The 23,338-nt window shown below is 54.1% G+C and carries 21 protein-coding genes; 5 read left to right on the top strand and 16 right to left on the bottom strand.

The features are described from left to right. Positions 1 to 136 precede the first annotated feature (136 nt). A complete protein-coding gene (locus tag OGW13_RS17295) occupies positions 137 to 2,827 on the top strand; it encodes an autotransporter outer membrane beta-barrel domain-containing protein (protein WP_229233571.1) in 2,691 nt (896 codons plus the stop codon). Positions 2,828 to 2,890: 63 nt separating this feature from the next. Here the strand turns inward: OGW13_RS17295 and OGW13_RS17290 are convergent, their stop codons facing one another. The 8 genes from OGW13_RS17290 to OGW13_RS17255 form a co-directional block, all read right to left on the bottom strand. Then, complete coding sequence (locus OGW13_RS17290; RefSeq protein ID WP_042999000.1) at positions 2,891 to 3,703, bottom strand: shikimate 5-dehydrogenase; 813 nt, start codon at positions 3,701 to 3,703, stop codon at positions 2,891 to 2,893. Position 3,704: 1 nt separating this feature from the next. After that, a complete protein-coding gene (gene sorE, locus OGW13_RS17285) occupies positions 3,705 to 4,925 on the bottom strand; it encodes an L-sorbose 1-phosphate reductase (protein ID WP_042999001.1) in 1,221 nt (406 codons plus the stop codon). 53 nt (positions 4,926 to 4,978) lie between these two features. Continuing rightward, complete coding sequence (locus OGW13_RS17280; protein ID WP_046493831.1) at positions 4,979 to 5,803, bottom strand: PTS system mannose/fructose/sorbose family transporter subunit IID; 825 nt, start codon at positions 5,801 to 5,803, stop codon at positions 4,979 to 4,981. A gap of 11 nt (positions 5,804 to 5,814) precedes the next feature. After that, positions 5,815 to 6,612, bottom strand: coding sequence for a PTS mannose/fructose/sorbose transporter subunit IIC (locus tag OGW13_RS17275; protein WP_042999003.1), 798 nt, complete (start codon positions 6,610 to 6,612; stop codon positions 5,815 to 5,817). Between the two features lie 262 nt (positions 6,613 to 6,874). Further along, complete coding sequence (locus OGW13_RS17270) at positions 6,875 to 7,369, bottom strand: PTS sugar transporter subunit IIB (protein WP_061069516.1); 495 nt, start codon at positions 7,367 to 7,369, stop codon at positions 6,875 to 6,877. Further along, the gene (locus tag OGW13_RS17265) at positions 7,369 to 7,776 is read right to left on the bottom strand and encodes a mannose/fructose/sorbose PTS transporter subunit IIA (RefSeq protein WP_142765449.1); all 408 of its coding nucleotides are present in this window, start codon (positions 7,774 to 7,776) and stop codon (positions 7,369 to 7,371) included. Before OGW13_RS17265 ends, OGW13_RS17270 begins: the two co-directional genes overlap by 1 nt. 9 nt (positions 7,777 to 7,785) lie before the next feature. Further along, positions 7,786 to 8,592: an SDR family oxidoreductase gene (locus tag OGW13_RS17260; protein WP_042999006.1), complete on the bottom strand. Its 807-nt coding sequence runs from the start codon at positions 8,590 to 8,592 to the stop codon at positions 7,786 to 7,788. Positions 8,593 to 8,662: 70 nt separating this feature from the next. Further along, positions 8,663 to 9,610 (bottom strand): sugar-binding transcriptional regulator, encoded by a 948-nt coding sequence (locus OGW13_RS17255; protein ID WP_044268586.1) that lies wholly within the window; start codon positions 9,608 to 9,610, stop codon positions 8,663 to 8,665. A gap of 349 nt (positions 9,611 to 9,959) precedes the next feature. On the opposite strand from OGW13_RS17255, the gene rluF reads away from it, so the two are divergent. After that, the gene (gene rluF / locus OGW13_RS17250; protein ID WP_044268570.1) at positions 9,960 to 10,838 is read left to right on the top strand and encodes a 23S rRNA pseudouridine(2604) synthase RluF; all 879 of its coding nucleotides are present in this window, start codon (positions 9,960 to 9,962) and stop codon (positions 10,836 to 10,838) included. Here rluF and OGW13_RS17245 read toward each other — a convergent pair. The 7 genes from OGW13_RS17245 to rtcR all read right to left on the bottom strand — a co-directional run bounded on the left by OGW13_RS17245 (position 10,835) and on the right by rtcR (position 18,129). After that, positions 10,835 to 11,107, bottom strand: coding sequence for a YjbD family protein (locus OGW13_RS17245; RefSeq protein ID WP_044268573.1), 273 nt, complete (start codon positions 11,105 to 11,107; stop codon positions 10,835 to 10,837). The two genes, rluF and OGW13_RS17245, sit on opposite strands and share 4 nt — an antisense overlap. A 63-nt stretch (positions 11,108 to 11,170) precedes the next feature. Next, the gene (locus OGW13_RS17240) at positions 11,171 to 11,929 is read right to left on the bottom strand and encodes a DeoR/GlpR family DNA-binding transcription regulator (protein ID WP_104445921.1); all 759 of its coding nucleotides are present in this window, start codon (positions 11,927 to 11,929) and stop codon (positions 11,171 to 11,173) included. After that, positions 11,916 to 12,779 (bottom strand): Cof-type HAD-IIB family hydrolase, encoded by an 864-nt coding sequence (locus OGW13_RS17235; RefSeq protein WP_222167491.1) that lies wholly within the window; start codon positions 12,777 to 12,779, stop codon positions 11,916 to 11,918. Before OGW13_RS17235 ends, OGW13_RS17240 begins: the two co-directional genes overlap by 14 nt. 15 nt (positions 12,780 to 12,794) lie before the next feature. Next, on the bottom strand, positions 12,795 to 13,637 hold the full coding sequence (locus tag OGW13_RS17230) for a beta/alpha barrel domain-containing protein (RefSeq protein ID WP_287116317.1): 843 nt from the start codon (positions 13,635 to 13,637) through the stop codon (positions 12,795 to 12,797). 27 nt (positions 13,638 to 13,664) lie between these two features. Next, positions 13,665 to 15,251 carry a PTS sugar transporter gene (locus OGW13_RS17225; protein ID WP_042999012.1) on the bottom strand — a complete coding sequence of 529 codons (1,587 nt, stop codon included), beginning with the start codon at positions 15,249 to 15,251 and terminating at the stop codon, positions 13,665 to 13,667. Positions 15,252 to 15,498: 247 nt separating this feature from the next. Beyond that, positions 15,499 to 16,437: a ketopantoate/pantoate/pantothenate transporter PanS gene (gene panS / locus OGW13_RS17220; RefSeq protein WP_042999013.1), complete on the bottom strand. Its 939-nt coding sequence runs from the start codon at positions 16,435 to 16,437 to the stop codon at positions 15,499 to 15,501. 111 nt (positions 16,438 to 16,548) lie between these two features. Further along, on the bottom strand, positions 16,549 to 18,129 hold the full coding sequence (gene rtcR, locus OGW13_RS17215) for an RNA repair transcriptional activator RtcR (RefSeq protein WP_222167490.1): 1,581 nt from the start codon (positions 18,127 to 18,129) through the stop codon (positions 16,549 to 16,551). Between the two features lie 451 nt (positions 18,130 to 18,580). On the opposite strand from rtcR, the gene OGW13_RS17210 reads away from it, so the two are divergent. From OGW13_RS17210 to OGW13_RS17200, 3 genes are read left to right on the top strand one after another with little or no spacing between them, the layout of a single operon-like run. Further along, positions 18,581 to 19,708, top strand: a complete 1,128-nt coding sequence (locus OGW13_RS17210) for a slipin family protein (protein WP_044264155.1) — start codon at positions 18,581 to 18,583, stop codon at positions 19,706 to 19,708. 5 nt (positions 19,709 to 19,713) lie between these two features. Beyond that, the gene (locus tag OGW13_RS17205) at positions 19,714 to 20,940 is read left to right on the top strand and encodes an RtcB family protein (protein WP_042999016.1); all 1,227 of its coding nucleotides are present in this window, start codon (positions 19,714 to 19,716) and stop codon (positions 20,938 to 20,940) included. Positions 20,941 to 20,946: 6 nt separating this feature from the next. After that, positions 20,947 to 21,732 carry a nucleotidyltransferase domain-containing protein gene (locus OGW13_RS17200; protein ID WP_287116316.1) on the top strand — a complete coding sequence of 262 codons (786 nt, stop codon included), beginning with the start codon at positions 20,947 to 20,949 and terminating at the stop codon, positions 21,730 to 21,732. Between the two features lie 97 nt (positions 21,733 to 21,829). Here the strand turns inward: OGW13_RS17200 and lysC are convergent, their stop codons facing one another. Further along, positions 21,830 to 23,179 (bottom strand): lysine-sensitive aspartokinase 3, encoded by a 1,350-nt coding sequence (gene lysC, locus OGW13_RS17195; RefSeq protein ID WP_042999018.1) that lies wholly within the window; start codon positions 23,177 to 23,179, stop codon positions 21,830 to 21,832. Between the last annotated feature and the right edge of the window lie 159 nt (positions 23,180 to 23,338).

Genomic DNA, 23,338 nt, shown 5'->3' with positions numbered 1-23,338 from the left:
TTTCCCCGCGTTATGTTTAACCGCGTACCCACTGACTGCGGCGGAAATGCTTCCCACACCTTATCTGCCCGTGCAAACTACCACGATGCCGGACGACTTATTATCGAATTCGGATTATACGAATCACTGGGATTGGGTGAAAGAAACCTGGGAGAAAGGCTATTCCACTTTTTCCATCAAAGATAAAAAATATATTGCTAACCAGGAAATTACGCTGATCAATCCTGCTTTTTCTAAACAGGTCGTGACGTTATTAAATGAGTCGTATAGTTATAACAATACGTTGAATTCTGTGCAGCTTAATATCGGTGATGGTATATACGATGCCGCCGGTTCTGAAGCCGTGAATACCACGGTGAAAGGGGAATACACCAATAGTAAAGGGAATATTGAAACAGGTGTATTGCAACTTAATGGCGACGGGAAAGCCTTCCATACGCTGGTTGAGAATAACGGTGCCCTGACGATGAATGGTGATTCACAGGCGTATGACACCGTGGTGAAAGCCGGTGGTCGACAGACTGTTGGAGGCCGTGCTTATGCTCAGGCGAATCTCATCGATGGCGGTATTCAGGTGCTCTCAGTCACCAGTACGGCGTTGGCTGAAGATACCATTGTGCAAAATGGCGGCCAGCAAATCATTTATAACGGGACCGCGAAAAACTCGCACATCGGCGCCAACAGCTATCAGCTTGCCAGCGGTCTGGCTTTGGATACATACCTGTATAACGGCGCATTCCAGCAGGTGTTTAGCGGTAAAGGCGAAGAGTTCGTTGCGGACCGCAATACCACCGTTTATGCCGGTGCGCGACAAACGATAACCTCGGGTATTTCAGAAAATGCGCAGGTCTATGGCACGCAGGTGATTACCGGCGTAGACGGTCAATGGAGCGATGGAGACTGGGTTTCCGACAGTAATTCCAACGTTCGTGTCAACGGGCAGCAGGCGAAAGACGCCACTATCCATGCCGGTGGTTTGCAACGTATTCAAACCGGCAATGCCGATGGCACACAGGTCTATGGCACTCAACTTGTCAATGGTCAGAAAGGTGGCTGGGTTGGGGGAAACTGGGTGGAGCAATCTGGATGGACCGGTGGCATTCGCGCTAACGCGACAAATACGACCGTTCATGCAGGCGGCCTTCAGCAACTTGCCTGGTACGGTGAAGCCAGTAATACGGTTATCGATGGCGGCCGTCAGGAAGTGCTTGCGCTGGGGCATATCTCGAACACAACGCTTCGCAATGGCGGGAGCAGCCTGATTGCCTATGGAGGCTATTCAACGGGGGCACTGACGGTAGAAGACGGTTCACTGACTATGGAAGGGGGAAGTGTACACGACTGGACGGGGAATCTGGGTAAGGGCGCCTGGGCCGCGTCGGTGGACTTACAAGGCCCTTCTTCCGTTCTGTACTTAAAACACAACGCGGATACTGCGGAATCCGTCACGACGATTAAAGCCTTAACGCATAATGGTGTGGTCAATTTTAGTGCGCCAGAGGGACGCAACGCAGGGCAATTTAACCGTCTTGAACTCACCACGCTGGAGGGGACCGGGACTTTCGTTATGAACACCAATCTGTCCGGCGGGATTGGGGATTTTCTGAACGTTTCCGATGCCGTGACGGGGCAATTTAAGGTCACGGTGCATGATTCCGGAAGTGAGTTACGCAGTCGAGCGGCTACTCCTTATCACTTAATTTATGCGAATGGGAGCGGGGCAGACACCTTTGCGATGACCAACGGCAGCGTCGATCTTGGTGCGTACAAATACTATCTGGTGCATGGCGCCGATAGCGATAAGGATAACTGGTATTTGTCACCGCAGGCGAATACGCCAGAACCTGAGCCAGGCCCGGATCCTGAGCCGGGTCCAGGACCTTCGCCTGAACCGAATCCTGAACCTGGAGTTAAGCCGGATTTATCAGAAAGCGCGAAAGCGGTTATTGCCATGGCGAATGTGACCCCCACTTTGTGGGACGCTGAGTTGTCAACGCTGCGAACCCGTCTCGGTGAAATTCGTCAGATGCGTGACTACGAAGAGGGTGCATGGGGTAAATACATCAGTAGCCGCTACCGCGTTTCCACAGAGCACGTGGCTTACCGTCAGGATGTGAACGGTGTGATGCTCGGTGGTGATAAGCGTTTTGATTTAGAAAATAGCGCACTGATTATGGGCAGTATGGCTTCCTATACGCGTGCGGATCTCGACTCATCCAGTACCAACGGCAAAGCGGACAGTTACGGCATTGGACTGTACACGACCTGGTTACACAACAGCGGTTATTACATCGATGGTGTGTTGAAAGCCAACTATTTCCGTACGGAGAACAACCCCTACTTCAACGGCGGACGCACCCATGCGAAAGATAATACCGTTGGCGGCGGGGCTTCAGTCGAGATCGGTAAGCATATTGCGCTTGAGACGTGGTTTGTTGAACCCTATCTCCAGGCATCATGGTTTATTGGCGACCAGACCCACTACAAACTCGACAGTGGCATGTCGGTTAAAGCGGATGCTGCGCGATCGTTAAAAGGGGAAACCGGGTTAACCTTCGGTAAGAATGTGACGCTGGTAGATGGGACACTGTTACAGCCGTATGCGAGAGTGGCCGTTCGTCATGAGTTTATGAAGAACAACGACGTCGTCATTAACCACACTGAGAAGTTCAAAAATGACCTGTCAGGGACAAGCGGCAAATATGGCCTGGGGATGACCGCGAAGCTAAGCGATCGGTGGTCCGCATGGGGAGAAGTCAGCTACGAAAAAGGGCAACATATCGAGACGCCTTATAGTGGTCAACTGGGTATCCGCTACAGTTTCTGAACGTTGTGATTACGCGTTTAATAACCCTCCTCAGCGTCATCAGAGGAGGGTTATTTGCACATGTTACCCCGCCCGGGCAAATTCAGCGGCTTCACTAATCAGCGCGTCATCCGGGCGTACGCCGGTGTACATTGCGAACTGCTCAACGGCCTGCAACGCAATTACTTCTGCGCCGCTGATGGTCTTTTTACCCAGCTTCTGCGCCAGTTTGATCACCGGGGTATCCGGCGGCAGGGCAACGACATCGAACACTACGCTGGCGCTGGCGACCATGGCTTCGCTGTACGCCAGCTCATCGCTCTCTTTACCTCCGGCCATGCCGACGGGCGTGACATTGACCAGAATGTCGCAGGCAATGCCTTCCGGCAGCGGCTGCCACTGAAAGCCATACTGTTTCGCCAACGCCGGACCGCTGTCCCGGTTACGAGCGGCGACGATCACATCGCGAAAACCGGCGTCGCGAAAGGCGGCAATCACCGCTTTGCCCATCCCGCCGCTGCCGCGAATCATCACCCGCGCAGTGGTGTCGAGCTGGTGGCTGGCAATCAGGCTTTTTACCGCAATATAATCGGTGTTGTAGCCCGTCAGTCTGCCGCCGTCATTGACGATGGTATTGACGGAATCAATGACTTTTGCCGATGGATCGACCGCGTCGAGAAACGGCATACAACTCTCTTTAAACGGCATCGATACCGCGCAGCCACGAATGCCTAACGCGCGAACCCCTTTCACCGCCGCTTCAATATCCTGGGTGGTAAACGCCTTGTAGATGAAATTTAAACCCAGCTTTTCATACAGATAGTTATGAAAGCGGGTACCAAAGTTGCCGGGCCGACCGGCAAGCGACATGCACAACTGAGTGTCGCGGTTAATCATGTTAAATCTCCTCGGCGTGCGACAGTAAATACTGTTCGGCTTCCTTAGACCAAATCCCGTGATGGCGTTCCAGAATAGCGCACAGCGCGGGATCGTCAATCTGGCTGAGAGCGGTTAGCGGTAACGCTTTCCCGGTATAGACCAGCTTTTTACCGCCGCCCACTTTCGGCAGCTCCAGCGTGGTTTCTCCTGCGGCATTCAGCCCAAGAATGTGCGTGACCACTTTGGCGGCCTGCACTTTCTTCTCTTCAATCAGTTTAACCGCTGCGCGCATATCGTCAGTGTTCCCACCCGAGGTGCCCACGTAGTGAGTGAAGGCGTAATGCACATCGTAGAAGTTGATTGGGGCGCTGAACTGCTTGTCCTGCGGGCCGGCAAAGAAGTTCATGCAACCGTCGGGTGCGAGCAGGGAAGAGGCCAGGGTAACCAGTTGTTCGTTCGGCACGAAGACAAAAATATCATCAAAACCGTGGCCGCCGGTCAGCGCCATCAGCGTGTCGTAAGCGGCATCCTGTGCGTGCAGGTAGTGGATCAACGTTTGTGGTTCAGAAGGATAGTGTTTACGGGCATAGCTCAGCTTGTCGTGGTTAGTATCGGTCACCACCAGTAACGCCGGGTTGATCGGGCCATGCAGCGCGTAGTCGATCGCCAGCAGCCCCATTGGCCCCGTCCCGCCGAGGATCAGCGTGCGACCCTGCGGACGAATTCCCATGTTGTGGTTATAGGTGCCTTCCTGCAGGTGATAGTTGGCGTTGAATGCGCCGATCACGCAGGATAGCGGCTCGACCAGCGATCCTTCAAAGTACGTTTCGCCTTCGTAAGCCAGCAGGCAGTCCTGTTCCATCACGACATTGGGGATCACGACGTGTGTGGCTTCGCCGCCCACCCACGGGAAGGAGTAACCGGGGCAATCCGGGCGATCCGCCAGTTGCAGGTTCGCCTGAATCACATAGCGCTGGCCGGGCTGGAACTTGTGCTGCCACTTTTTCCCCACGGCGATAATATCGCCGCAGAACTCGTGGCCAATGATGATCGGGTGGGTCGCTACATCGTCCGGCACCTTTTTATGATCCTCACCCTGATTAGCCTCTTTCCAGGAAGAGAGGCACAGGCTGTCGGTGACCACGGTAGCCAGAATTTCATCGTCCTGCATCTCTGGAAGTTCGAACGTTTCCAGGCGCAGGTCGCGTTTGCCATAAAGGCGTAGAGCTGTTGTTAACATATATTCCACCTCATGTTGAGCGATAGCCCCGGCTGACCACCGGGGCGAAAAAATCAGGACAGGAAGCCCAGTGCGTTACCGATAATCCCCAGACCAAACAGGGCGAAGATCAGCCATACCGGGTTAATTTTCTTGTTGAGCAAACGAACCATCAGCATCGTCAGGCCCAGCGCCAGCAGGCCGGGGCAGAGCTGATCGAGGATGTTCTGCACGGTCATCGTGACGGTGCCGCCGTCCGCGCCGGGGGTTTGCGATACCACCAGTGGCACGTTGATGCTGGTCCACTTGGTGACCAGCACCCCCATCACAAACAGGCCGAGAATCGATGCGCCTTCAGTCAGTTTTTGCAGCAGGTTGCCGCCCATGTCACTGACGATGTTGACCCCTTTATTGAAGCCAATTTGCAAGCCGTACCATTTCATCGCCAGACGGACTGCGTTGAAAATAAAGAAGAACAGCAGCGGGCCGAGCACGTTGCCGGACAACGCCAGCGACGCGCCGAGCGCGGCGGTGATCGGTCGCAACGTGCCCCAGACTAACGGGTCGCCAACGCCCGCCAACGGCCCCATCAAACCGACTTTGATGCCGTTGATCGCGCCATCATCGATTTCCGCCCCGTTCGCTCGCGCCTCTTCCATCGCGGCGGTCACGCCAATCACCGGGCCGCACACCGCGGGCGTGGTGTTGAAGAACACCAGATGACGCTTGAGTGCCGCCACCTGATCTTCTTTCAGCGGGTACAGGCGCTTGATGGCGGGGATCATGTCGTAGCAAAAACCCAGCCCATGAATACGTTCAAAGTTGAAAGACGCCTGCTGCAGGTTGGAGCGAACAAACATGCTAAACAGGTCAGATTTGGTCAGTTTTTTCTGTTCCATGATGGGCTCCGTTAGTCATCAAGCTGGTCAAGAGCGGTGGAGGAGGAGGTCTGCGTCTGCGGTTCGGCCTTACGCCACTGTGGGTTCAACTGGATATAGACCAGCGCAATAATCGCGCCGACGCCGCCAAAGGCCAGCAGACTCAGGTCGAGGTAACCACCGGCGATAAAACCGAGGAAGAAGAAGGGCATCAGGTACTTCACGCCCATCATGCGCAGCACCATGGCGTAACCGACCACCACGATAAAGCCACCGGCAATCTGCAGGCCGCGAGTGACGAATTCCGGGATGGCGTTGAGCATATTGCTGACCATATCTGCACTGACAAACAACGAGACAATTAACGCCGGAATGGCGACGCGTAACGCCTGGACACCCAGCGCAGAGACATGGAGGATGTCGATGGTGCGAAAACGTGCATCTTCTGCGGCCTTATCCGCCGCATGCTGGAACACCACGGTGATAGTCCGGGCGAAGACGGTCAGGACCTGGCCTGCCGCCGCGACCGGCAGTGCGATGGCGATACCGGTCGCGATGCTCTGTTGCCCGACGATAACCAGAATGGCGGAGATAATACTGGCGAGCGCGGAGTCCGGAGATTGCGCGGCACCAACGTTCATCCAGCCAAGCGCGATCAGCTCCAGCGTTCCGCCGAGCATCACCCCGGTTTTTAAATCACCGAGGATCAGGCCGATAACCGTACAGGCAATGAGCGGGCGGTGGGTCTGAAATTCATCCAGCACGCTGCCCATTCCGGCAATACAGGAAAATATAAATATGGCGATAATTTGTAGGGTACTGATTTCCATAATGGGTCACCTTAAAATGTGAACATCCCTGCCTGTTAAAGCATTTACACGTCGTCCTTCAGGCTGCCTCTTTGTTGGCTGAATTACTCGTCTCATCCATGAGACTCGCCCTGACGGGCCGTCGCTTCGCAACGTTCAAATCTGTTCCCGACAGATTTGTGACTCACCCCCAGTCACATCGTTATTTATGTTCCTGTGGATTCACTCATTTGCCGCCGTGATGCTTCCAGAATGACTGTGTAATAAATACAGGCGCTTTTATTTATTCCGCGAACGATTGTTCTTTTATTTTGTCGAGAATATTAATGGAGGGATCGGAGGCGACCACACGTAAATCCAGGGTGACGCCAAATTTATCCAGTTCGCGAAACGCATTAATATCATCGTCATCTAAGGATACGGCTTTGGTTAATTGTTTTTTACCCGGTCGCCAGGCCATGCCGCCAATATTTAAGGTGGCAATTTTTACGCCCTGTTTGACCATCGCCAGCGCATCCTGTGGGCGGGTAAATAAATAAAATACAGTCTCGTCCTGATACTGTGGATTATGATAAACCGCGACGGCTTTTTCGATATTCACCACGTTGACCTTCATTCCCGGTGGGGCGGCCTGGCGTAATAATGTCCGGCGCACTTCATCATTATAAACGTCGTCATTACAGATAATAATCCGCTGGGCATTCGCCACCTTCGACCAGACGGTGGTGACCTGACCGTGGATCAAGCGGTCATCAATACGGGCAAGGGTAATATTCATCAGAAATCCTCTTCGGTCGTTTCCAGATGCTGCCAGACCACGCAGGTTTGTTGTGCAATGGTCGTCAGGTGTTCGCACAATTCATCCACATTCATACTGCTCTGGTTATCTACCAGTTCCAGCGCCAGCGGCAGGGAAAGGCCGCTGATCACCCGGATGGCCGGATTGCGCATCGCCAGCGTTGCCGCGGCGTTCCACGGACTGCCGCACTGCAGGTCTACGGCAATCAGCCATTCGTTATCGGTGTGAGCACTCACCAACTTTTCCAGCTTTGTGACGATGTCGCTGGCGTTCTCGCCGGGGACAAAGGCGACCGCCTCAACGTTGGCGTCACCGTAGACCATTTGCACCGATTCCAGCATGGCGCAGGCCAGTTTGCCGTGAGCACAGAAGATTGCATTGACCATAACGTCTCCTTAGCCGCGCGTTTTTCCGCCCGCAATGTTAGTGGTTACTCCGGTAATGTAGCTGGCACGTTCAGACAGAAGATAACAAACGAAATCAGCAACTTCGCTCAGGCGTCCCGAACGGCCAATCGGAATCGCGTTCTTGCTATAGCCTTCACGCAGCTGATCAACGGTGATATTGCGGGTCCAGGCCAGCGCTTCTTCATATTCCGGCGTGCGCAGTCCCGTTTTTTCCAGAATCCCGGGTGCAATGCCGACCACGCGAATGCCGTGTTTACCCAGCTCTTTTGACCAGGAACGGGTGAAGCTATTCAGCGCCGCCTTCGTTGCGGCATAGCAGCTCTGGCCTTCTGACCCTTCCAGTCCGCTTTCCGAAGAGACATTGACGATAACGCCGTTACGCTGTTTCACCATTTGGCGCGCCACTGCCTGTGACATTAAAAACACGCCTTTCTGGTTGATATTGACCATTTTTTCAAACGCGGCTTCGTTTAATTCATACTTTCCTGCAGGCGCTTTTTCATCGACCAACAGGCGGGGAAAGTTAACGCCAGCGTTATTGACCAGACCGTCAATACGACCAAAGCGCTGGATGATTTCATCCACGGTGTGATTAACCTCTTTGGCGCTGGAAATATCTGTCGGCCAGAAGTGATAGTCGTTATTACCTTCATGCTTTGCTTCGCCGCCATGAATATCCGCCATCTGGACATTCGCGCCTTGTGCTAATAATTCTTCGACAATGGCTAAGCCAATTCCGGATGCGCCGCCGGTTACAATAATGACTTTATCCTGTAGATTTAACCACGTTTGCATAATTAACTCCCAAATTCAGAGAAGGGGAACCTGCATAAAATAAATTACGTCAGGATCAAGATGAGTATATTTACTTCAACAATAATTCAGCGGTATGGCTATTAGTGACCAGCGCATTAATATAGTTTCCACGTAATGCGCCGAGAATGCCGCTAAGCTTTTCTTCACCCATTGCGATGCCGATGGAATAACGCGCTTGCTTTAATTTGTTGGTTTCGATGGAGAGCGTTTTTTCGCTCATCGTGGTCTCCACCGTCACGCCGTTAATATCGTAAAAGCGCGAGCAAATGTCTCCGGCAACCTGCCGGGCATGCAGGTCGTCACTCTCTTCGCTGCCGTAAAAGGCATGCCAGTTTGCACCGTCGCGAATTGCCGGAGAACCGATCCCTACCAGCGCAACATCCAGATTGTCCCAGTAGGCAGAAATCGAATTAAAGTGCTGGGACTGCATAATACCGTTGCGAATCAATGGATTTTCCAGCAGTGCCGGAAAATCAGCCAGATGTGATTCGCCTTTCAGCTTTGCCGCCGCGCCGTAGGTCAGCGTATTGACGTGATAGCGGCTCTCGAGCTTCCCGGATGGCCCGCCGATAATCGGCACGCAGATCAGCTGGCGTGACTGGCTGGCTGGCGACAACCCTTCGACCAGTGCGCGTACTGCGCGTCCCCAGGAAAAACCAATGATGTCGCCGGGTTCCAGTAAACGTTCCAGCAACTGCGCGCCGTGCACGCCCATCATGGCAAGTTGTTCCTCTTCCTGCTCGTTGTCGCAGGTGATCACCACCGCTTCTTTGAGGCCGAATCGTTGTTTAAGCTGCTGTTCCAGCCACAGGTTTTCGTTGTAATCGTAGTTGATGGCGATAGTGACGATGCCCTGTTCACGACCGCGTTTCAGCAGGCGGCTAATGGTGGTGCGATAAATCCCCAGTTCACGGGCGATCTGCGCTTGTGTCATATCCTGTTCGTAATAGAGCTGCGCTATTTTTACGATCAGGCGGATATCATCACTGTTTTCCATCGCCATTTGTAGACTCCTGCACATTTGTGCAAATCACCAATCTGCCCTCTTGATCTGATATAACCTCATAAAAGGGGGAGTTCAAAGCGATTTTCTCTTCTTTGTGCGTCATGGGCTGGCGATTAATGTTGCACATATGATGTGCGGAGCGCTCGTTGTTGGCACGGATGTGCACATAATCCTAATGTCTTGATTCTGTTAATTTTCATTCAACAAAATTGCACGTAAAGATCGGAGACACTTTTGTGTCGAAAGGTGTGGCGGATCACAAATAGCGCTGAGGCCAATTTGCACGATTATTTTTTATCGCCAGCAAGGTAAGGTATATTCCGCATTCAAAGGAGAAATTATGCTGCCCGACTCATCAACAACACGACTCAACAAATACATCAGTGAAAGCGGAATCTGCTCGCGCCGCGAAGCGGATCGCTTCATCGAGCAAGGGAATGTCTTCATTAATGGCAAACGCGCCACCATTGGCGACCAGGTGATGCCTGGCGACGTCGTGAAGGTGAATGGTCGGTTGATTGAGCCGCGTGAAGCGGAAGATCTGGTCTTTATCGCGCTGAACAAGCCGGTGGGGATCGTGAGCACCACCGAAGACAGCGAGCGCGACAATATTGTTGATTTCGTTAACCACAGCAAGCGCGTATTCCCGATTGGCCGTCTGGATAAAGATTCCCAGGGACTGATCTTCCTGACCAACCACGGCGATCTGGTGAATAAGATCCTGCGTGCCGGTAACGATCATGAAAAAGAGTATCTGGTCACGGTCGACAAACCGGTTACGGATGAGTTTATTCGTGGGATGAGTGCCGGCGTGCCGATTCTGGGTACTGTCACAAAAAAATGTAAGGTGAAGAAAGAGGCGCCGTTTGTATTCCGGATTACCCTGATTCAGGGGCTGAACCGTCAGATCCGCCGCATGTGCGAACATTTCGGTTATGAAGTGGTGAAGCTTGAACGCACGCGCATCATGAACGTTGGCCTGTCCGGTTTGCCGCTGGGAGAATGGCGTGACCTGACGGATGATGAGCTAATTACGCTGTTTAAGCTTATCGAAAACTCTTCTTCAGAAGCGAAACCGAAGGCGAAAGCGAAGCCGAAAACCGCGGGAATCAAGCGTCCGGTGGTGAAAATCGAAAAGACGGCGAACAAAGAGAAAGCGCGCCCGGCAGCTAACGGCAAACGCTTTACCTCGCCGGGGCGTAAGAAGAAAGGACGTTAACGTCTGCCGCGCGTTGGCGTGTTCGCAGACCAGGAAAATGACGCTTCAGCATCCGGTTTATAAGCCTGCTTTTTCTTCAACTGGCGGGCTTTTTTTGCCTCGGCTTCGCGCAAGGCCATCAGCTTATCAATGTACTCTTTTTTCACGCTGTTGGTCTCTGCGTTGGTCAATTGACGACCATGCGCGATACGGGCGCGATCCAGCAGCGTTTTCAGTTCGCGCTGTTCGCGCTCGGTCATCTCTTTTTGGGTAATGCGGGGGAGTGCCATACGGGTGCCCTCTGTCTGCCTGGTGATTTCAGTGTACGGTAATACGCCTCGGGCGGATAGCGCTCAGTCAGCAATACGCAGTTTTCCTGCGAAATCCTGTTGTGTATAACCCGTTGTTTTAAATCCCTTATCCGTAATGACGTAATCGATCTCTTTGAGAGTCGCGATACACATCACGCCGTCCTGACCAAATTTAGTATGGTCAGCGAGAATCACGGATTTTTTACTCATCGCAATCATCGCTTTGGCAACGTATGCCTCGTCAAAGCTCTTCACGAGTACACCATGCTGCGGCGAAATGCCACCCGCACCGATAAAGCAAATATCAGCGTGAATCGCATTAATCTGCTGGCACACAGAGACGCCCAGATTGGCGCGGAAATGGTAATCGTATTCACCGCCTAAGACATAGACTCGCGCCTGGAGATTATGCTCTTTTATTTTATCGGCAATTAAGGCGGAATTGGTAATAACGGAAAACGCGAGAGGGGGTAAGTGTTCGGCAAGAATAAGATTCGTGGTACAGGAATCAATAAATAGCGTATCGCGCTCGCTGACCATTCCCGCCGCCGCTTTGCCAATCGCCATTTTTTCTTCGCGATGGGCATCAATTCTCGCGCCAAATGCATCTTCCTGAACAACCTGTTTTTTGACCGCGCCACCGTGAATTTTGGTGATTTGACCTTCAGACTCCAGCAAAGAGAGATCGCGGCGAATGGTTTCCGAGGTCACGTTCAGCGTTTCTGATAATTTAATAACGGTCACTTCACCGAACTTGTTTAATTCATCAAGAATATGCTTTCTTCTTTTAATCGGGTTCATTATTTTCCGCCAGGGTCGAACTTTGCCGCATGGTAACTGGATGCGCAGAGCAACGCAACCACTCCAGCGCGCAGACGATACCCTCATCATCATTGGTGGTGGTTACATACCGCGCCTGATGTTTCACGCTATCTGGCGCGTTGCCCATTGCGATGCCGAACCCGGCAACGGCGAACATGCTGATGTCATTCTGTTGATCGCCAATGGCGGCAATCCCGGTGGGTGACAGATTTAATTGGCGGGCGATTTCATTTAGCGCATAGCCTTTATTTATTTCGCTACGTTGAATATCAATATAATTCCCACCGGTGATTGTTGACTTATAGTCATTGGGTAACTGACGACTTATTTCCCGACAGAGATCGTCGATCCTGGCGTGTTCTGCGACCAGCGTAATTTTAAATATATCGCGACGATTAAAGATATTCCCTGGTGCGGCGCTAATAAGCGGTAACGCAAATAAACTGGCCTCATAGGATGTCCACGGGGCGATAAGGCGATCGTCGCGGTGATAAATCGCCTGGGCAGTAAAAAAATGGTGAGGATAACGGGACAGCGAAATATGGCGGTCAATCTCTCTGAGATCCATCCGGGTAAGGGCCGCAGAATGCAGAATGCGGTGTGACGCCAGTTCAAGGATCTGTCCGCCGTTGAAGCCGGCGCACCAGCCAAACAGTGTTGCCACTTGCTGCTGTTGTAACAGGCGCGCCATTGAGGAGACCGGTCTGGCGGAACAGGCGGCCAGCAGACCGCCGCGCTGACGAAAGTCAACCAGCGCCTGACGTGTGCGTGGCGTGATAGTTTTCTGCGACGTCAGCAATGTTCCATCCAGATCGGTAACCAGTAGCATTATTGTTCTCTGTCGTTAGGCATGAGCGATAAACGGGGTCACGGCCTCTTTGGCGGCATTGCAGACCATATTGTCGATTGCCGTACCGACGACCAGGATATTAACCCCGGTGTCCTTAAACGCTTTGGCATTGGCGAGGTTAATGCCTCCTTCCGCCAGCGTCGGGACGTCCACCGTGCCAACCAGCGCCCGAAGACGGTCTTTAATCATCTGCGGGATATCGCCTGCCGCCACGCCTTCATAGCTCATGCCGGTCATCAGGCCGATCATATCGACGCCAATCTCCTGCATACGTTTCGCTACGCTGGCGACCTCTTCCGGGGTGCGTGCCGGAATACCGAAGGTATGCAAATCATCCGGATGACCAATGTAGGCATCCACGGTCAGGCCATACTGATGGGCGAGGTTGACGATGTCCTGCAGGTCGTCCCAGTCTGATTTATGGGTATGTAAACCGTCAGCTCCGGCGCGGGCAATCTCCAGAATCTCTGTTTCGCTGAGCGGGACGGGCAGCGTTTCGGTAAACCCGCCCGCAATGCCCACGGTGATGAAGATGTCGTCCGGGACCACATTACGCACGCCGTGCACAGCTTCTGCCATCTGACCGTTGGTGATTTCGTGGCGGATTTGCTCCGCCGCGTGCATGTTACTCACCCCTTTGTGTCCGCGCGCCAGCGCCAGCGCAGGATGGTTCGGCTCGAGCAGTTTCACGCCTGCCTCACAGACCGCTTTTGCCAGGCGCGCATCGTCGCCGGTGATCCCCGTGCTGAGGATGGTTTGCCCGCCGTGCAGCGCGATGGCATCTTTCACTTTCTGTAACGCTTTGGCGCGTTTTTTATTCATATCGCCTTTAAACATGGTGTACCTCTGGTGTTGGTGCATTTATTAACGGGCAGACGCCACAGATTCACTCTGTACGACAGCCTTAAAACGGTTCGCAATGATGGTGGTGATACAGGTCATTGCCATGACAGTGACCATCACAATCGCCATCTGTAATGCGTTGCTGGATAAGAACGGTGAGGCGAACGCCGGGACGTAGGCCACCCCTTTGACGTTAAAGAAGCCGAGCATCATGCCGCCCATTCCGGCCCAAAAGATGGCGGAACCAAAGACGATTTTGTTGGCGAACATGAAGGGGTAGGCGGATTCCACAAACGTTCCGAAGCCCAGGTTGATAAGCAGGCCTGGTGTGGCGACGGCCGCTTCGCTTTTTTCGCGTGGTGCGATGACGTTAGCCAGGTTGATGCCGGCAGCAACCATCACCAGACCCACCATATCCACAGCGCCGAGGAAGCTGACGCCGGATTTCTCCATCTCCAGCAGCACCAGCGGTAGAATGACCGCGTGATAGACACCACCCAGAATCGCGGGCCAGATCACCAGACCGGCCAGCAGCCCGGCAAGAATCGGACTGAATGCCAGCGTGCTTTCGATAGCCAGCTTGATGTAGTTACCGGCGGAGAGCGCCAGGGGACTCAGCAGATAATGCATGATCAGGCCAGCAGCCAGACCCGAAATCCCGCCAGCAACGATGTTGACGGTGGTCATCGGGAAACGCCAGTTCAGGCACAGCTCAAACAACCAGCGCACAAAAATCCCGGCCATCAGACCGCCGATAATCCCCCCGATCAGGCCGCCTTCAACGGAAAGCACCCCGGCGACGACCCCGGCCACAATGGAGACTTCATCGAGTTCGGAGATCTGTTTTGCCGCCAGCACGGCAACCAGCACCGGCAGACCCTTCAGCAGGATTTCAAAGATATCGTTGAGTTTTTCCAGTCCGGGGATGTGGCTCAGGGCGAGTACGATCGCCATCGCGATAAAGCCTGGCAGCGCCGGGATCATGATGCTGCGGATGTTAAAGCGCTTAAGCAGACTCTTTCCGGAACCGCCTTGTGCAGGCGACGCGCTGCCCAACTGGGGTTTGTATTTGATACCCCAGTATTTACACAGCGAGGCGACGAAAGAGACCGCGCGAGTGCGGCTGGTGGTCCCCGTGGTGCCTGAGGTGGCGACCACATTGGCGCCCTTTGCGGCGACCAGCGCCATCGAGGTGCCGCCGGTGCCGACAATCGGGGTTTTCATTTCTACGGCGGCATCAAAAACGGCCTGGTTAGCTTTTACCGGATCGGCGCTCATCACTACGATACCGTCGATCTCACCGCTGCGGATCATCCCGGCTATCTGGCGATCGCTCTCAACGACGGAGGCATTCACCTCGGAGAGTTTGCCCTGGAAGATACGTTGTGGTTTTGTGTTGTTTTCTGTGGTTAAGGCATAGACGGCTGCTGGGGTGTCAGGTTTGGCGACATCCATCGACGCCTCTGCTGCAATGAACTGCACGGCAGCGACGGTGACACCCGCGGCTTCACACTGCTGATAAATCTCCTGGAGTAACTTCTCTGGCTCAGCGCCACCCAGGTTGTAGAGGTTGCCTCCACTGCTTCCAATAATCGCAATTTTTTTCATAGCGGCCTCAAAGAAAAGATAGGGTAGGGGGTTATCTGTGTTGTAGTGGAATCATATTCCCAAGCAAAACAAAATAAAGCAACATTAAAAGAACGAATCCAGCTCTCTATAAAATAATAAATTTATAATAATTAATTGAAAATAAAGGTATTAATTATATTTTTGTTTTGTGTTGATGTTTGTTGTTTTGTGATGAGGTTCAAACAAGGAAGGCAAGGAATGGGGGAAATCCCCCATTCGCAGGGGATCAATTTTCTTTGACAGCACTCTGCTGTTCATCAATCGGTTTACCGGACCAGTACCCCGCCAGCAGAGAGCCGGAAAGGTTGTGCCAGACCGAGAACAGTGCGCCGGGGAGGGCCGCGAGCGGGCCGAAGTAGATTTTACCCAGCGCGGCGGCGAGACCGGAGTTTTGCATTCCCACCTCGATCGCCAGCGTGCGGCAGGTTGACTCGTCAAAGCCAAACAAGCGCCCGCCCCAGTAACCGCCGAGCAGGCCGATGGTGTTGTGCAGGATCACCGCGATAATCACCACGAAGCCGACGGACGCGATATGCGCGGCGGAACCGGCAACCACTGCGCTGATGATCGCCAGAATGCAGACCATCGAAAAGGCGGGCAGGTAAGGTTCAACTGCCTTCACGACGCGCGGGAACAGATGATGGATCACCAGGCCCAGCGCAATTGGGATCACCACAATTTGCAGGATGCTGAGCAGCATCCCCATCACATCCACCTGAATGTGCGCATCGACATACAGACGCGTCAGCAGTGGTGTGGCGACCACGCCCACCAGAGTGGAGACGGAAGAGATCGTTACCGAGAGTGCGACATCGCCTTTCGCCAGATAGATCATGACGTTAGATGCCGTGCCGCTGGCGACGCTTCCGACCAGCACCATCCCGGCGGAGAGTTCAGGCGGCATGTTAAATGCCATCGCCAGTACCCAGGCCGCCAGCGGCATCACCAGATAGTGCAGGAAAATTCCCGCCGCAACCGGTGCCGGGCGTGAGAGCACACGTTTAAAATCATCCACTTTCAGGTGGACGCCCATGCCGAACATAATCAGCATCAACAATGTGGCCACCCACGGACCGACAGGCGTAAAAGTGGATGGCGTGTAATACGCAATAGCAGAGAGCAGCAGCGCCCATAACGGGAATAGCCTGGTGAGAGTGGCGAGCATGTTGTTTTCCTTGCACGTATGTTGTGTTTGCTTGTTATTCACGGGTTGGGATCGAGCCCAACCATCATTATTGTGTATCGTGTGAAGAGGTATTATTCAAACAAATTATGCTTATGTTCTGACTTTGAGATTTTCCCAGCTCAGACCAAACCGAGCCAGGTACTTACGCAGACGGTCGGCATCGTTGGGATTGGCTTTCTTTTGTCGTGAGACGGCGAAGAGTTCACGTCCGGCTTCGGACAACGATGCGCTGCGGCGACAGACCTCAAGCACTGTTTCCAGTTGGCGGCGGTCAAAGAGGTCGAGTTCCATCTCCAGTTCCGGTTGCGACGGCGCCCCTCCCCAGCTCTCCTGCAAAAGCGCAATCTCTTCGTCGACAAGGGCCTGCGTGATACGTCCTTGCTCGGCCAGCGTCGCCATTCGCGCGACGGAGGAACTCAGTTCGCGGAAATTGCCGCGCCACTGCGCCTGAGGTGAACAGGCAAACGCCAGATAGCGTTCACGCGCCTCCTTATCAAAACGAATCTGATTCTGTCGGCTGCGGGAGAAGCGTTGCAGCTCATACTCCACGTTAGGGGCGATGTCTTCACGCCGCTGTGCAAGGCCGGGCAGGGCAAAGCGCCACATGTTTATCCGTGCGTAGAGATCTTCGCGAAAACGCCCTTCGGCGACCCACTGCGGCATATCGCGATGGGTTCCGGCTATCAACTGGAAATCGCTGTACACCTCTTTATCTGAGCCAAACGGGAAGAAGGTTTTCTCCTCGATCGCTTTCAGTAGCATGGCCTGTTCATCCAGCCCCAGTTCCGCGATCTCATCCAGAAACAGCACCCCGCCGTCGGCTTCACGTAACAGTCCCGTTCGTGACGACAGTGCGCCCGTAAACGCACCTTTCACATGACCAAACAGCGTCGACATGGCGTTATCGCCGCGCAGCGTCGCGCAGTTCACTGCCACCAGTTTTCCACCCACCAGATGCCGTGACTGACGAAGCTGAAAAATCCGTTTTGCGAGGAAGGATTTCCCCGCACCGGTGGGGCCGGTGAGCAGGATAGGATCGCCAGAGCGCAAGGCAACGCGCTCAATACGGTCAATCAGTTTATTGAACGTGGCATTGCGCGTCTCGATACCGCCTTTGAGGAAGGAGATTGATTGCTGCTGCTCACGCTGAAAGCGACTGGTGAGTGTGGCATAGCGGCTTAAATCAAGATCGATCACTGAGCAGGTGCCAGCGGCAACATCCTCCTGCGGAGCGCCCTTCGGTGCGGGTCCGGTTTGCAGAAGGCTGGCGGGCAGATAGCGGGCTTCCGTCAGCAGGAACCAGCAAATTTGCGCCACATGAGTGCCGGTAGTGATGTGCACCAGATACTCTTCATTCTCGGTATCGAAGGTGTAATGAGTGGCAAAGTCGAGGAACGCGGCGTAGACCTCTTCGAAATCCCAGGGATCGGTAATGGGGATGGCATGTGGACGAACCTCAGTATGTGGAGAGAGCAGGCTAATATCTTCCGCTAACTGCTGACACATCCCGGCATCGCGTGGCTGGTGGATAAGCTCCAGCCGATCGATCGGGAAATCCGGCTGTTGGCACAGTCCGACCGTGGGCCGCCATTTCTTTAACCGGTTTGCCCGTTTGCCGCGTTTATCCAGCACCGTGCCCAGTACACCAATCACCACCCGTCGCTTTTTCATGTTTATCCCAAAAGATAAAGTTAGATAGGTAAGGATAAAAAACAGGCGAGACGTCTGCAATCATCATTTTTGATGGTGAAAATTAATTCCTTATTAATCAATTAAATAAAAAATAATTTCGTCATTTTCTCGTTCTGGCACGCTTCTGGCAATAACCCTCTCGTCAACACGTTGAAAACGCAGGGGGTTAAACCCCGCCGGCACATCAGGAACGGCTGAGGCTGTATTCCGGAAGTGTTCCGTCAACCGATGACACCTGAACAATGGGTTCGATTCCCGATTCATTCTCCCAATGAAACTGGTTGTTAATCATAGAAATAAAAACGGGCACTGCGCAGTTAACAGGCCCCAAAACAGGTCGCCGGTCACGATGCCGCGCCGCAGGCAAAAGGGAATTCCCCTGTAGCGTCGCCTCCGCACCCGCACCTGACTTGATAAGGAAAAGAGAAAAATGACGAAGAAAATCACTATTCGTAAAGGACAATTAGGTCTGTTAGCCAAAAACGGCGACTACTATCAGGTTCTGGAGGCGGGTGAACACCGTCTGCCGTGGTTCAACACGCCAGAGGTGCTGGTGGTTAATCTGGACGGCAGCGAAGTGCCGGAAGCGCTGGCGAATTATTTACGCCGCTTTCAGCCAGACTGGGTAACACGTTATGCCCTGGCCGTTGATCTTAACGACAGCGAAGCGGGCGCGTTATACATGAATGAGGTGTTGCAGGAGATCCTGCCGCCGTCAACGCGCCGTTTGTACTGGCGGGCTGACGAGGCGTTGAAACTGGTACGGATGGATACGCGTCAGGTTCAGGTGCCTGCTGAGGTCATGAATGCGGTTCTGCAACCGCGACGTAGCGGCGCGGTAAAAGGTCGTGAAGCGATGCTTACCGTACAGGTGCCTGCCTGGCACGCCGGAGTGTTGAAAATTGATGGCGAGACGCAGGCACTGCTGCCGCCGGGTCTGACGGCGTACTGGAAAGTGAATCATCTGGTTGACGCCGAAGTGGTGGATACCCGTTTGCAGGTGCTGGAAGTAGGCGGTCAGGAAATTTTGACCAAAGATAAGGTCAACCTGCGCCTGAATCTGGCAGCGAACTGGCGTTACCGCGATGTGTTGCTGGCGTTTGCACAGCTCACTAAACCGCTCGATCATCTGTACCGCGAACTGCAGTTTGCGCTGCGGGAGGCCGTCGGGACGCGCACGCTTGATGAGCTGCTGGAAGATAAACAGGTAATTGATGAGGTGGTCAGCGCACAGGTGAAAGACCGGATGACACCGTATGGCATCGACGTGGCGTCGCTGGGTGTGAAGGACATTGTGTTGCCGGGGGATATGAAAACGATTCTGTCCCGTCTGGTTGAAGCGGAAAAATCGGCGCAGGCCAACGTGATCCGCCGTCGTGAAGAAACGGCAGCGACGCGCTCGTTGTTGAATACGGCGAAAGTGATGGAAAACAACCCGGTGGCTTTGCGTTTAAAAGAGCTGGAAACCCTCGAAAGAGTGGCAGAGCGTATCGATAAAATCTCGGTATTCGGTGGCCTGGACCAGGTTCTGCACGGCTTAGTGAACATTAAAGGATAAGAAACATGGCACATCACGACTATGCGCTGTTGACGTCGCAGAACGCGGCGCCGGTGAAAATGTGGACGCACGGCGTCCCGGTGGAACCCGAGGCACGCCAGCAATTGCTGAACACGGCGAAGATGCCATTTATTTTTAAACACCTGGCGGTCATGCCGGATGTGCATCTGGGGAAAGGGTCAACGATTGGCAGCGTGATTCCGACCAAAGGAGCGATTATTCCGGCAGCAGTGGGGGTGGACATCGGCTGTGGGATGATTGCGGTACGTACCTCGCTGCTGGCTGGCGATCTGCCGGATAACCTCAGCGGGTTGCGGAGCGCGATTGAGCAGGCCGTTCCCCACGGGCGAACCAATACGCGATCCCGTCGCGATAAAGGGGCGTGGGACACGCCGCCAGAGGAGGTGAGTACTCACTGGGGGACACTGGCACCGCGCTTTACGCGCCTGACTGACAAGTATCCCTCGCTGCTGAAAACCAATAACTATAAGCATCTCGGAACGTTGGGAACCGGTAATCACTTCATTGAAGTGTGTCTGGATGAGCAGCAGCGCGTCTGGGTGATGTTGCACAGTGGTTCGCGTGGTGTGGGGAATGCCATCGGTAACGTCTTTATCACGCTGGCGCAGCAGGATATGCAACAACATATCGCGAATTTGCCTGACCGAAACCTGGCGTATTTCCAGGAAGGGAGTCGGCACTACAACGACTACATTGAAGCGGTGGAATGGGCGCAGGATTTTGCCCGACAAAACCGGGAGGTCATGATGTCCCGCGTGCTGGCCGCGCTGTCGCGTAGCGTGAGTAAACCGTTTATCACGCAACAAGAAGCAGTGAATTGCCACCATAACTACGTGCAAAAAGAGCGTCATTTTGGTGAAGAGGTGCTGGTCACGCGTAAAGGTGCCGTTTCCGCACAAAAAGGCCAGATGGGGATCATCCCCGGATCGATGGGGGCGAAAAGCTTCATTGTGCGCGGGTTGGGAAATGAAGAGAGCTTTTGTTCCTGCAGTCATGGTGCGGGCAGAACCATGAGCCGAACGGCGGCTAAAAAACGCTTTACCGTAGCGGATCAGATCCGCGCGACGGCCCACGTTGAATGCCGTAAAGACAGCGAGGTGATTGATGAAATTCCGCTGGCCTACAAAGACATTGATGCCGTAATGGCGGCGCAGTCTTCGCTGGTAGAAATTGTGCATACGTTGCGGCAGGTGGTATGTGTAAAAGGATAAAAGAAGATGACCAAAAATGCAGTGAGTGCCGCAATGTGCGAACGGGTCATGTGGCAGCTCAAAGAGATAGAAACCCGCTACGGCGTCAGGGTGCTGTATGCCTGCGAATCGGGGAGTCGTGGCTGGGGATTTGCCTCGACGGATAGCGATTACGATGTGCGGTTTTTGTATGTTCATCCGCCGGAGTGGTATTTGCGGGTTGATGCGCCGCGTGACGTCATCGAGCTGCCAATCGACGATGAGCTGGATGTGTGCGGCTGGGAGTGGCGTAAAGCGCTGGGTCTGCTGAAGGGCGCTAACCCAACGCTGATCGAGTGGCTGGATTCCCCGGTGGTTTATCAGCAGGATGATGCTACGGTCAGTGCGCTTAAAGCGATGATACCGCAGTGGTTTTCTCCGCTTCGTGCGCGCTGGCACTACTACTCGATGGCGCGAAAAAACTTTCGCGGCTACTTGCAGGGGGAAACGGTGCGTCTGAAAAAGTACTTCTACGTCCTGCGTCCGCTGTTGGCGGTGCGTTGGGTTGAAGCAGGAAAAGGCGTTCCGCCCATGCGGTTTGCCGAACTGCTGGCGGGAAGCGATCTGGATGCGCCGTTACGTCAGGAAATAGATGAACTGCTGGTGCGCAAACAGCGGGCTGGGGAGGCGGAGTATGGTCCGCGTCGTCCGCTGCTACATACGTTTATCCACGCCGAACTGGCGCGAGGCGAAATCCCGCCAACGTTACCGGATAGCCGCGAAGGCGACGTGAAGGCACTGGATCGACTGCTTTACGAGACGGTGATGTCATGACCTTGTTGCCCGATGATGCTCACGCTTATCGGGCCGACACCGGCTGGCCTCCAGGCCGGATAAGGCGTTTCATCGCCATCCGGCATTCAGGCCTGTCTCACTCAAACAAATTATGGTGCAGTTTCTGTACCACCTGTTCTGCTTCGGTGCCAGGCACCAGGAAACAGAGGTTATGGCTGGAAGCGCCATAGCAAATCATGCGGATATTGAACGGTTCCAGTACGCCGAACACCTCTTTGCCGACACCGCAGGCTTTCGACAGATCGTTACCAATCAACGCGACCAGCGCGAGACCTTCTTCCACTTCCACCCGACACAAGGCCGACAGTTCCATTAGCAGCGACTGCGTCAGCAGCGTATCGCCGGTGGAGGTGGAACCGGTGGTGTCCAGCGTCAGCGCCACGCTCACTTCAGAGGTGGTGATCAAATCTACGGAGATATTATGGCGCGCCAGAATGCCGAACACTTCAGCCAGGAAACCGCGCGAGTGCAGCATATTCAGGCTGTGCAGGGTCAGCAGCGTCTGCTTACGACGCAGCGCCAGCGCACGGAACAGCGGTGGATTCTGCGTTTTGTTACAAACCAGCGTGCCGCCTGCTTTCGGATCTTTACTGGATCCAACGAAGACCGGGATATCGCTGCGCACCGCCGGCAGCAGGGTGGCCGGATGCAGCACTTTCGCGCCGAAGGTGGCCATTTCCGCCGCCTCTTCAAAGGCGATTTCATCGATACGCTGGGCGGCAGGCACCACGCGAGGATCGGTGGTATAGATGCCCGGAACATCCGTCCAGATATCGACACGCGCCGCATGCAGCGCTTCGGCCAACAGGGCGGCTGTGTAGTCGCTGCCGCCGCGTCCGAGTGTGGTGGTACGCCCTTTGCCTTCGCTGCCGATGAACCCTTGCGTGATCACCAGCCCTTCGCTCAGACGCGGGGTCAGTTGCAATGTTGCCAGCTCCGCCAGCGCCGCTACGTCAGGTTCGGCACGGCCAAAGCGATCGTTGGTTCGCATCACTTTACGCACATCAAACCACTGCGCCTGAACGTTACGCTCACGCAGGATCTCAACAAACAGCAGGGTGGACATCAGTTCGCCGTGGCTGACCAGTTCATCCGTCAGTGCCGGGGAGGTGGCTAATGAGGCCGCTTCCGCCAGCGTGGTGATATTTTCCAGCAGGCGTTCAATCTCTTCACGAATGACGTTGGGATAACGCAGACGCTCCAGGATATCGAACTGAATTTTGCGGATGGCGTCGAGCTTCTCAAAGCGAGCCTGTGGTTCCAGTCCTTCTGCCAGCGCCACCAGCAGATTGGTGATGCCAGCAGAAGCTGAGAGCACCACTACGCGCACGTTTGCATCGGAAAGCACCACGTCGGCGCTGCGGTTCATGGCATCAAAATCAGCGACGCTGGTACCGCCAAATTTGGAAACAACGATTTCTGTCATAACAACCTCGTGTCAGGGAGTGAGAAAGCGACCTGGGCACAAAGGCAGAACAGAAACCGGTGCAGGCGCAAATACCGTATTTATAAATAAAATGTGCAGACGACACTGTCAACGCCGGGATTATGCGGATTTTTCATGCTGGCAAGTGGCTGAGTAACC

Source organism: Citrobacter sp. Ca225 (assembly GCF_030337175.1).
Taxonomy (GTDB): domain Bacteria; phylum Pseudomonadota; class Gammaproteobacteria; order Enterobacterales; family Enterobacteriaceae; genus Citrobacter_A; species Citrobacter_A amalonaticus.
The sequence above is the reverse complement of the archived record's forward strand: the minus strand, read 5'-3'. Positions and strand labels throughout refer to the sequence as shown.